Source organism: Acetobacter sp. DmW_136 (genome assembly GCF_008690365.1).
Taxonomy (GTDB): Bacteria; Pseudomonadota; Alphaproteobacteria; order Acetobacterales; family Acetobacteraceae; genus Acetobacter; species Acetobacter oryzifermentans.
Window position 1 is genome coordinate 19460 of sequence record NZ_VHON01000083.1, and the last position, 11252, is coordinate 30711.

General features: G+C 50.4%; 9 protein-coding genes. 6 read left to right on the forward strand and 3 right to left on the reverse strand.

What is annotated here, in order from left to right:
* Positions 1-51: 51 nt before the first annotated feature.
* The 3 genes from cbiE to cobM are packed head-to-tail and all read left to right on the forward strand — an operon-like array spanning position 52 to position 2426.
* Complete coding sequence (gene cbiE / locus FKW31_RS15600) at positions 52-1296, forward strand: precorrin-6y C5,15-methyltransferase (decarboxylating) subunit CbiE (RefSeq protein WP_150179035.1); 1245 nt, start codon at positions 52-54, stop codon at positions 1294-1296.
* Positions 1293-1667, forward strand: coding sequence for a cobalamin biosynthesis protein (locus FKW31_RS15605; RefSeq protein WP_150179036.1), 375 nt, complete (start codon positions 1293-1295; stop codon positions 1665-1667). The genes cbiE and FKW31_RS15605 overlap by 4 nt, the downstream gene beginning before the upstream one ends.
* Positions 1668-2426, forward strand: a complete 759-nt coding sequence (cobM, locus tag FKW31_RS15610; RefSeq protein WP_150179037.1) for a precorrin-4 C(11)-methyltransferase — start codon at positions 1668-1670, stop codon at positions 2424-2426.
* Positions 2427-2430: 4 nt separating this feature from the next.
* Here cobM and FKW31_RS15615 read toward each other — a convergent pair whose 3' ends face one another.
* The 3 genes from FKW31_RS15615 to grxB all read right to left on the reverse strand — a co-directional run bounded on the left by FKW31_RS15615 (position 2431) and on the right by grxB (position 6305).
* Positions 2431-3504, reverse strand: coding sequence for a cobalt-precorrin-5B (C(1))-methyltransferase (locus FKW31_RS15615; RefSeq protein ID WP_150179038.1), 1074 nt, complete (start codon positions 3502-3504; stop codon positions 2431-2433).
* 103 nt (positions 3505-3607) lie between these two features.
* On the reverse strand, positions 3608-4969 hold the full coding sequence (locus FKW31_RS15620; RefSeq protein WP_150179039.1) for an MFS transporter: 1362 nt from the start codon (positions 4967-4969) through the stop codon (positions 3608-3610).
* A gap of 691 nt (positions 4970-5660) precedes the next feature.
* Positions 5661-6305, reverse strand: coding sequence for a glutaredoxin 2 (gene grxB / locus FKW31_RS15625; protein WP_150179040.1), 645 nt, complete (start codon positions 6303-6305; stop codon positions 5661-5663).
* A 125-nt stretch (positions 6306-6430) separates the two neighbouring features.
* Between grxB and tmpT the strand changes: the two genes are divergently transcribed.
* The 3 genes from tmpT (at position 6431) to FKW31_RS15640 (ending at position 11128) form a co-directional block, all read left to right on the forward strand.
* Positions 6431-7072 (forward strand): thiopurine S-methyltransferase, encoded by a 642-nt coding sequence (gene tmpT, locus FKW31_RS15630; RefSeq protein WP_150179041.1) that lies wholly within the window; start codon positions 6431-6433, stop codon positions 7070-7072.
* Between the two features lie 173 nt (positions 7073-7245).
* Positions 7246-8502 (forward strand): dicarboxylate/amino acid:cation symporter, encoded by a 1257-nt coding sequence (locus tag FKW31_RS15635; protein WP_006117159.1) that lies wholly within the window; start codon positions 7246-7248, stop codon positions 8500-8502.
* A 112-nt stretch (positions 8503-8614) separates the two neighbouring features.
* Complete coding sequence (locus FKW31_RS15640) at positions 8615-11128, forward strand: excinuclease ABC subunit UvrA (protein WP_150179042.1); 2514 nt, start codon at positions 8615-8617, stop codon at positions 11126-11128.
* Positions 11129-11252 lie beyond the last annotated feature (124 nt).

Genomic DNA, 11252 nt, shown 5'->3' on the forward strand with positions numbered 1-11252 from the left:
AAAAGCTCAGCCCATTAGCGTGCAAGTGTGTGCCAAAAAAGGAATGGATAAATGACCGAGCAACCCCAACATGCGCCACCCCCCCCGTGGCTCACCCTGATCGGGATTGGGGAAGATGGTGTGGAAGGTCTTTCTCCTGTTGCGCGTTCCATTCTTACACAAGCGGTTTTTGTGGTCGGAGGGGCTCGCCATTTGGAACTGGCGGCTTCATTAGTGCAGGGGAAAACACTTGCTTGGCCCACACCCTTTGAACGCGGAATAGATGCTATTCTTGCCCGAAAAGGTGCGCCAACTGTAGTGTTGGCCTCTGGTAATCCATTCTTTTTTGGCGTGGGTAATACACTTGCGCGTTCTATCCCACCACAGGAAATGCTGTGCTTACCAGCTCCATCTTCTGTGGCTTTGGCATGTAGTCGGCTTGGGTGGGCAGAGCAGGATTGCCGGGTGATTTCTTTATGTGGCCGCCCCATAGAGCAGCTTTATCCAGCTTTGCAGCCATCTGGCCGTGTGATTGTACTGTCTGCTGATGAAAATACGCCGCGTGTTTTGGCCAACTGGCTTAGTAATAAAGGGTTAGGGGCAACGCGCTGCCATGTGCTGGAGCGGCTGGGTGGCCCACATGAAGCCATGCACAGTTTTTACGCCAGCAAAGGTGCGCCGGATAAGATACAACGGCTTAATCTGATCGGGTTGGAAATAGATGCCCAAAGCGCTCCGCACACATTGCCCCTTGCCAATGGGTTGCCCGATACGTGCTTCGAACATGATGGCCAGCTTACAAAGAGGGAAATTCGCGCTGTTACACTGTCATCCCTAGCGCCTCGGGCAGGGGAGTTGTTGTGGGATATTGGGGGGGGAGCTGGTTCCATCAGTATTGAGTGGATGTTGGCATCTCCCTCCTGCCGCGCTGTGTGTGTTGAAGCGCAGCCAGAGCGGGTTGCACGCATTGCACGCAATGCTGTGGCTCTTGGTGTGCCGGGGTTAGATATAAGGCAAGCCCGTGCGCCAGAAGGCATGGAAGATTTGCCAAAGCCTGATGCTATTTTTATTGGCGGAGGCGCAAGCCGCGCTGGTGTGTTGGAAACTGCATGGCAGGCTCTTAAACCCGGTGGTCGTATTGTCGTGAATGCCGTGGTGGCCGAAACAGAAGCGCGCTTGCTACGCGCTATGCAGGAGTGGGGTGGAACGCTTACGCGTATCTCTGTGTCTCGGTTAGAGAAGATAGGTTCTCTGCACGGTTTCCGCCCTGCCATGCCGGTAACGCAATGGATTGCACAAAAGCCCGGCACCGCATGATATTTCTAGGTATGGGCTGGAACAGCAGGGCTACCTTAGCACAGGCTCAGGCGTGTATTGAACTCGCCTTGGCGCAGCGGTTTGGTAAAGAGTTGTCAGCTCTTGCTGTGCCTGCATTTCGACATACAGAAAATCTGCCGTTACAGGCAGCAAAATGGCTGGATATCCGAATTATCTGGGTAGAGCTTGCCGTCATGCAGCAGATGAATGCGCAATGCCAGACAGTATCAGCCCGTAGCATGCAGCATACTGGCGTAGCCTCGGTATCTGAAGCCTGTGCATTGGTTGCGGCTGGCCCACAGGGCAAACTTATTGTACCGCGTTGCAGCATGAGTGGTGTGACATGCGCCGTGGCAGAAGGAGATATTTGAATGACCGTGCATTTTATAGGGGCAGGCCCCGGAGCAGCTGATCTGCTTACCATACGCGGAAGGGATATTTTGGCATCCTGTCCAGTATGTTTGTATGCAGGATCTATTGTGCCGCCGGAAATGCTGCAATTCTGCCCGCCTGATGCGCGTAAGGTTGATACAGCCCCCATGACATTGGACGAGATTGAAGCCGAATACGTAAAAGCCCATCAGCAAGGGCAGGATGTGGCACGCCTGCATTCAGGTGATCTGTCTGTGTATAGCGCTGTGGCAGAGCAAATCCGCCGCTTGGACAAGCACGGTATTCCGTGGAGCATGACACCGGGCGTACCAGCCTTTGCGGCAGCGGCTTCCATATTAGGGCAGGAATTAACCATACCAGGCGTTGCCCAAAGTGTGGTGCTTACGCGTGTAAACGGGCGTGCTTCCGCTATGCCAGAAAAAGAAACGCTGGCAGCGTTTGGCGCTACAGGGGCTACATTGGCTATTCATCTGGCAGTGCATGCGCTGGATAGAATTGTAGAAGAGCTGACACCCTTTTATGGGGCGGATTGTCCGGTAGCCATTGTGGGCCGAGCGACATGGCCAGATCAGCTTGTGCTACGCGGAACACTCGCTAACATTGCAAATAAATTAAAAGAAAACCCCATAGAACGCACCGCACTGGTGATAGTGGGCCGGGTATTGGGGGATAAAGATTTTAGGGAAAGCGCTTTGTATAACCCTGATTATCGGCGGCGTTTTCGCGGGCAAGATTAAGCTTTCAGGCTTGCCCAACCAGATTGCCTGCACGGTCAAACACCAGCACATCGGCTTGTATGGGGGCGGGGTGTAGAACGTCCTTAACGGTTTGCAAGGCCGAGCGGGCAATGAGGTTGCCTAGCGGAAAACCCTGCTGACTTGCGTGCAAAAAGGCCTCTGCTACTGTGGGGCTGCGCGCAATAGTGTCTGCTATATCGGGTTTTCCGTTATGTGCGAGAACAAGCGCAGCCAACTGGCGCATGTCTGCTGGGCCTCGTTTAGAATGCAGGTCCATAAAGCCTTGGCCAAGCTTGGTCATTTTGGCGATACCGCCAGAGATCGTAAGGTGTGGCACAGGATGTTTGCGAAGGTATTTTAACAGGCCACCAGCAAAATCCCCCATTTCAATAAGCGCACTGTTGGGCAGATTATAGAATTTCTGCACGCCTTTTTCAGAAACATTTCCGGTGCTTCCTGCCAAATGCGTCAAGCCTTCAGCGCGCGCAACATCCACTCCTCGATGGATGCTTTCAATCCATGCCGAGCATGAAAAAGGCACTACAATGCCGGTTGTGCCCAGAATGGACAAACCACCCAAAATGCCTAGCCGACTATTTAACGTACGTTCAGCCAGTTTTTCTCCATTTTCTACACTGATACTCACCTCTGCATCTGGGCAGATACCGGCATTTGCTTCGGTTAAAGCTGCACGGATCATGGCCCGAGGTGTTGGATTTATGGCTGGCTCTCCCACCGCTAGCGGCAAGCCGGGGCGGGTGACAGTGCCTACACCGGGGCCCGCTTGAAATACGATGCCGCAACCAGCAGGCAAAGCTTTGACGGTTGCACGGATAAGCGCTCCATGCGTGATATCGGGATCATCCCCCGCATCTTTAATAACTTCAGCAAAAGGTGCCTCTAGCGTGCCACCGGTACGGGCAATGGCGAAACCAACATGTTGGCCGGAGGGAAGGGTGATATTTACGCAGGCCGGGGCCGAATGGCCGTTTAGGATCAGCCACGCTGCCTTTGCGGCGGCTGTTGCGCAGCTACCTGTTGTCCAGCCTCGCCGGAGGGGATGAGTGTTGGGTGCCATGCGGCATGATGTAATTCATCTGCGTGTTGCAGAACATAAAAAAAAGCCCCATCCACTTCTGGATGGGGCCTTTTGCCAGCTTTGCATATAAAGCAGAGCGGATTCAGGATTGTTTGCTGAGGGAAAGTTCTTCAGCAATATCACCACGGGCAGCGGCTGCGGCTGCGCGCTTCTGTTTCTCCCGTTCGGAGATTTTTTTCAGGTAACGACGTGCTTCGGGCGAAATGGTCAGGCACATGGTCATCAGGGCAGAGGCAACATACAGACCAGAGAAAATCCAGATAATACCTTCAACGCCGTGCCAGGATTCAAACCACGTTACAATGGCCGGGCCAACCCATGTGCTGGCGCCAGCGCCCAGCCCAAGAGCTGAAAGAGCCGCAGCTTTTTCCTTCGGGCAAATCTGGGGCACCAAACCGGACAGAGGCACAAAAGCAGCTAAGGAAGCGCCATACAAAGCGCCTACAATAGCAGCAATCATAAAGTTGCCGGGAAACATCTGCGGCACATAATAGAAAGCAGGCACCATAATGGCTGCCCCAATGCCGCCACCAAAAGCCACAACTTCGCGATGGCCGAATTTGTCTGCTGAAATGCCGGAAAACAGGTTTACCAGAATATTGGACAGGAACACGATGGACAGCAACTGCAACCACTGAGAAAGCGTAAAGCCAATAACCTTGGTAAAGAAGGTCGGCATAATCACCAGAAACGCATATTCGGATGATGTGTTGATTGTGCGTACCACCATGGCCACAAACGTTTTGGGTTCACGCCATAGAATACTGATAGAGCTGAAGAAGATTTCCTTGGCTGGAGTGCCAGGGGCTGCCAGACGCTGAGAGCCTGTGGGTTCACGCGTAAGCAGCAGAGCCAGCAAGCCACCAAAAACAACCATCCCCAGGGAAGACCAGAAAGTGGCCATTTCTCCGATAACGGGGATGGCAAAGCTGGCGAACAGAGAGCCCAAGGTAGGCAGACCACCAGAAAAGGCAAACCAGAACCAGCCTGCTGCAGAACCAAGCTGGCGCGGCGGCGTGGCAGCAGCAATCCAGACCAGAAAGCCGTAGGTGAACAGCGGATACCCTAAACCACGCAGGGAATAGGCCAGCAGCATAATGGGATAGCTGTTAACGGCAATACCACAGGCCAGAAAGATAACTTCAAAAACGGCCCAGATCGCCAAGCCAATCCACATTACCCGCTTGGGGCCCCATAGATCAGACAGTGGGCCAGATAGCCATGCGGAGATAGAAACAGTAACGCCGTAAATAGTGAACAAAAGTGCGGTATTACCGGCTGATGTACCATGCCCTTCCAGATAAGGGGCAAGGTAACCGGCTTCTACACCATCACCGATCATGAAGAACAGAAGCCCCACAAAGCCCCAGAACAGGGGCGCGGGAATTCCAAGACGATCTGCAAAAGATGCAGGCGGAGGCGACAGGGAGTCTGTCTGTTTCAAGGGGAGATACTCCTCTTTACACAGGCAACCGTCATTTTGACGGGATATTCCACCGAAGTGCGGAATATGCTGGCTGACTGCAATTCTCCGGGTGATGCCAAATGGCCGTTCACTCCGGAATCTTGTGGAAAAATACGGTTCGGAGGGAAGTCCGCGCCTGAATGGTAAGAGCCAATAGGGGCTTCTAACCATAAAAGCCTCAGGACATGTGTCTGAGGGAAAAAAGCGCAGCGGGTCTGCGGCACTATGCGATAGCTGGATGTATCTGCTTGCCAGATGGGAGAAAAGGAAAAATCTGAGAGTAAACAGATTATGGTTTTATATTATTGCAATAATATAAAACAGGCACCCATCTAAAGACCACAAGAAAACGAAACCATTTGATGTTAGGGAAGAATTACAATTCTAAAGAAAAGGCCTCTCCTTATGCCAGTTGTCATAACATTGCCTTGATAATATTTTCTGATAAAATTTTCAACGGAAAATTTTTGCAATATATTATTATGGCGTAATTATAAAATGTGAAAATAAATATATAATTTTATAATAATTGAAAAATTACTTTTTAAAATCATAAATTTATAAAACAAATACTCATGTATTATTTTTCATTTTTATTTATATACAAACCTTTCCTGTGTTTATGATTATGAATTCTCACAAAATGTAACACAGGAAAAGTTTTTTATAATCAGACGGCTATAGCATCCAGCAAGGCAATGCCCGAACGCTTGGAAAGAGCCTGCCTATAGTTCTCTACTGCAGCGGGATAGGTAAGCCCTTTGATAATGGAAAAACTGTGCAGATGCGCAAACAGATGAATATCATCATAAGAAAGCGCCCCCTGAAGAGCGGATGGTTCAGGCAGGAGAGGGGCCAAATCTTCTAACAATGCATTTAACGGGAGAAGGGCCTCTGGGCCTTCATTAAAAATCGTGCAGAATGGGCCGGTTGAAGCCTCTTTTTTGCGAATAAAGTATGCTCGTCCAGATGTGGTGGAAAACTCCGCGAAAGGGGCCGCTGCGGCGCGAGGCAAAAACTGCCTATACAGCAGCGAACTGGAGCGGCTGATCCAATCAGAAACTTCTGGCCGGGAAGGAACTGTAAGGAGAGGTGTTCCTTCCCGGTCTATCTGCGCAATAATATCCAGACTTTCCCCCAGATAGTGCCCGTTTTCTTCCAGAATGGGCAGCATTTTCTGGCCGATCATGCCTATGGGTGTTGCTTCATCATCATTTTGAAGAACAACAATCTCGACAGGAATGTTTTTGAGGCCAAAAATCATTCTGGCTTTAATGCAGAATGGGCAATGATCATAAACATAAAGTTTACGCATAAGAGACAACTTTCTGATACAGAGTGTAGGATCGAATATCCTGCAAAAACAGGGTGTTCGCTTTGCTGTTTACGCACTAAGCATAAAACCTATCATAAATGATTTTATAGTAGAAAGAGGCCAAAATGGATGCACAATTCTGGGACATGAAATGGCAGAAAAACCAAATTGGCTTTCATCTTTCCGCTGTTAATCCGCTTTTGGTCAAATATTTCCCTGTTCTGGAGCTTAAGGAGGGCGCACGTATTTTTGTGCCATTATGTGGCAAAACGCTGGATATTCATTGGCTCCTACAACGTGGCATGAAGGTGGTTGGAGTAGAGCTTAGCCAGATTGCGGTAGAACAGCTTTTTTCTGAACTTGGTATAACGCCACAAATATCTCAAGTGGCCTCCAATATGCTGTGCTTTAAGGCTGAAAACCTAAGCATATTTGTGGGTGATATTTTCGCGCTCTCTCGTGCATTACTCGGTTGCGTGCAGGCAATTTACGATCGGGCCGCTTTGGTGGCCTTGCCGCCCGCCATGCGTATAACTTATGCAGAGCATCTGATAGATATTTCGGGCAAGGTAGAGCAACTTCTTATTACTTTAGGTTATGATCAGTCTTGTATAGCGGGGCCACCGTTCAGTGTAACCCAGCAAGATATTCAGCGGTATTATGGAGCAGATTATGCCATAACGTGTTTGGATAATACTTCGGTAGCAGGAGGTCTAAAAGGCGGTGTGCCAGCTACCGAGAGCGTATGGCTTTTGAAACCTGAATAGTCTGTATCAGGAATTTACCAAAAAACGGACAGGTAATCATTTATATTGTTAAATAAAGGATACGGATAAGAAATAATTTTGCTTATTCTTACAGCTTTGACCTCTTGCGTCTTCTTCCCTATATGAGCCTTCTTTTTGACAAGTTTCATGCTCCAGAGGGAGAAGAATGACAGATGGCAGAGGTTGCTTCACCTACTAATACCAAACGGCGCACCTACGCTATCCTGATTGCCCTTGTGCTTGGCATTCTGTGCGGGCTTGCGGTGCATGATCTGTTTCCGGCCTATATTTCGGCTGCGCATCAGGTGGCAACCTTGTTAACAGGGTTTTTCCTGCGGCTTATACGCATGATTATTGCGCCGTTGGTATTTGCAACATTGGTAAGCGGTATCGGCAAGCTGGGGGACGATACCTTGGTGGTGCGCGTGGGTGGGCGCGTTTTGCTGTGGTTTATCACCATGTCCTTTATTTCGCTGCTTATTGGCTTGTTTGCAGCCAATATTTTGCAGCCAGGTCATGGGTTTTCTGCGCCTCTGCCGTCTGATATTTCATCCTTAAAGCATCCTTTTCAGCCTGTTGAATTTTTACTGCATGTGGTGCCAACCAGTGTCATGGATGCCATGGCGCGCAATGATATTCTTCAGATCGTGGTATTCTCGGTTCTGTTTGGTGTGGCCTTGCCCGCAGCGGGCAAGGCCGGTGAAACCATGCTGAAATGGACCGAAGAGCTGGCGCATATCATGCTGCGTATGACAGACATGGTGATGGTGCTGGCGCCACTAGCCGTATTTGGCTCCATTATGGGCACTGTAGCGCAAAGTGGCGCTGGCATGTTGCTGCATTTTGGACGGTTTTTAGCAGAATTTTATGGCACGATTTTTGTGCAGTGGGGCGTTCTTACCTTTATTGCTTTTCTGGTTCTGGGGCGCAGCATTAAAAGGCTGGTGAGCGAGCTTGTGCAACCTGTGCTGTTAGGTTTTGCCACGGCCAGTAGTGAATCTGTTTATCCGCTGCTGCTTGAAAAGCTGGAAAATTTTGGTGTACCTACTCGGATCAGCGGTTTTGTGCTGCCGCTAGGGTACAGCTTCAATATGGATGGCTCCATTCTGTTTCAGTCTTTCGGGGCCATTTTTATTGCACAGGCTTATGGCATCCATATGCCGTGGTCTCAGCAGTTTCTGATGCTGTTGGTGATGATGCTAAGCAGTAAGGGTATTGCGGGCGTACCGCGTGCCTCGCTTGTTACGCTTGTGGCTGTGCTGCCTCAGTTTGGTCTGCCGGAAGCAGGTATTGCGCTCATTCTGGGTATTGATCATTTTCTGGATATGATGCGCACAGCAACCAACGTGCTGGGCAATGGGTATGCCGCTGCAATCTCGGCTAAATGGGAAGGTGCGCTTTCTGATGGGCCAACAGAGGATACGCTTTAAGCTTTAATATAGTGCCCGATTGGCCGCGTTAAACGCCAGAAAACGCTATATGCAGGGCACCTATTCTTTTTTCCATACCACAGGGCAGAAATAGGGGGCGTATAATGTCCCCATGAAAACACAGTCTTCTGCCAGCAGCCCAGCCGATATGATTTGCGTCCGCGGGGCACGTGAACACAATCTGAAAAACGTTTCTGTTTCTGTGCCGCGCGATAAATTTGTTGTAATGACCGGCGTTTCAGGGTCAGGCAAATCCTCGCTGGCATTTGGCACAATTTATGCAGAAGCCCAGCGTCGGTATCTGGAATCTGTTTCTCCTTACGCACGTCGGCTGTTTAATCAAATGCCAGTGCCGGTTGTGGATGCCATAGAAGGCCTGCCCCCAGCCGTAGCATTGCAACAGCAGCGCGGAGGCAGTAGCAGCCGATCTTCTGTTGGCAGCCTAACTACACTCTCAAACCTCTTGCGCATGCTGTATTCGCGGGCTGGCACGTATCCTGCTGGCATGAGCCGTTTGGAGGCAGAAGATTTCTCGTCGAACACGCCAATGGGGGCATGTCCACGCTGCCATGGGCTAGGGCGTATTTACGATGTAACAGACAAAACATTGGTTCCGGATGATACGCTCAGTATCAGGCAAAGGGCCGTTGCGGCATGGCCGACTGCATGGCAGGGCCAAAATTTGCGGGATATTCTGATCACGCGTGGTGTGAATGTAGATATTCCGTGGAAAGATCTTCCCAAAGCCACGCGGGACTGGATCCTTTACACAAAAGAAACCCCAACAGAACCCGTTTACCCCGGTCGCACGCATGCGCAAGTGCTGGAAGCTATCAAGCACGGTGTTCCCGCAGATTATAACGGCACCTTCACCGGTGCACGCCAATATGTGCTGAACACATTCACCAAATCGCAAAGCGCTAAAATGCGGGCGCGGGCTGCATCGTTCATGGTTAGCAGCGTGTGCCCAGAGTGTCATGGTCAGAAGCTTAAAGTTGAAGCGCTTCAGGTGTTATTTGCAGGACGCAATATTGCCGAGCTTTCATCTTTACCGCTCAAGAAAATTACGGCCATTTTGCGCGAACAAAGCCAGCAACTCAAAAAGCAGACCGATGCGACGGGGCTGGCCGCTTATGGTATTGTGGAAGCGCTGATAGAACGCTTGCAAACTTTATTGGAATTGGGGCTTGGCTACCTTCAGTTAAGCCGGGGCGTGCAAACACTTTCCCCCGGTGAATATCAACGTCTGCGTTTGGGCACTCAAATCCGTTCTAATTTGTTTGGTGTGCTGTATGTGCTGGATGAACCAAGCTCTGGTTTGCACCCATGCGATACACAGGCCCTTCTTAAGGCACTGCATGGATTGTTGAATGCAGGGAATTCGCTCTTGGTGGTTGAGCATAACTGCCAAGTTATTCGGCATGCAGAATGGCTGGTAGATGTAGGGCCAGATGCAGGCGAAAAAGGTGGGGAAATCCTGTATAGTGGCTCATTAGAAGGACTGAGGTCTGTTTCTCGCTCCCGCACGCGGCCTTATATATTTAATGAGATCAAGCACGGGCAGATGGTTCCGCTCAAGCCTGAAGGGTGGCTTTGCCTGAAGAGTATCAATTGGAACAATTTACACAATGTCACGCTAGAGTTGCCCTTAGGTGTGATGACGGTAGTGACGGGTATTTCTGGCTCCGGAAAATCCAGTTTAGCCGGTCAGGCATTGGTCGGCATCGTTTCCAAGGCACTTGGGCAGAAAGAACCCGTTGAGCAGCCTGAAGCCGGTGAAAACGATATTCCAGAAGTGGCGGAAAGTGCTGAACCAGAAGGGCAGGTGGTCAGCGGGTTACAAAATATTCGGCGCCTTGTGGTGGTAGATCAAAAGCCCATTGGGCGCACACCTCGCTCTAATCTTGCAACTTATACGGGCCTGTTTGATCAGATACGGCAGGCTTTTGCCGCTGTGCCACAGGCCAAGCAGCAAAAAATGGATGCCGGGTGGTTTTCATTTAATGTGGCAAAAGGCCGCTGCTCGCGTTGCGAGGGCGTGGGTTCTATTGAAGTAGAACTCCTGTTCCTTCCTAGTGTGTATGCCCCGTGCCCGGAATGTCATGGCGCACGCTACAAGCCGGAAGTGCTGGCTATTACCCTTAAGGGGCGCAATATCGCTGATGTGCTCAATATGAGCGTTGATGAAGCACATGAGTTTTTTGCAGACAGCCCCAATATTGCTCATGGATTTGATACCTTGCGGCAAGGTGGCTTGGGTTATTTACGTTTAGGCCAGCCTGCCACAACGCTTTCCGGTGGAGAGGCGCAACGTATCAAACTGGCGACAGAGCTTCAGAAAAAGCGGGCTGGGCATATATTATATGTGCTGGATGAACCCACAACGGGATTGCATCCGGCAGATGTAGATCGGCTTATCCGGCAGCTTCGACAGCTTGTTGCACAAGGCCATACGGTAGTGCTGGCTGAGCATGATATGCGTCTTGCTGCTCAAAGTGACTGGATGCTGGATATGGGGCCAGGCGCAGGAGATGAAGGGGGGCAAATTGTTGCCAGAGGTACACCTGCAGATATTGCCAAAAATCCAGAAAGCCGCACCGGCCCGTTCCTACGCGAATATCTATAACTCGCTTCCAACCCCAACATGACAATCCGGTAATAATTTTTTCTGATTTTAGGGATTGACGTTATATTATGGTGGGGTGTAGAAGCTGCTTCACCGAGACGGAGTAGTCTTGGCGGGTTTAGGA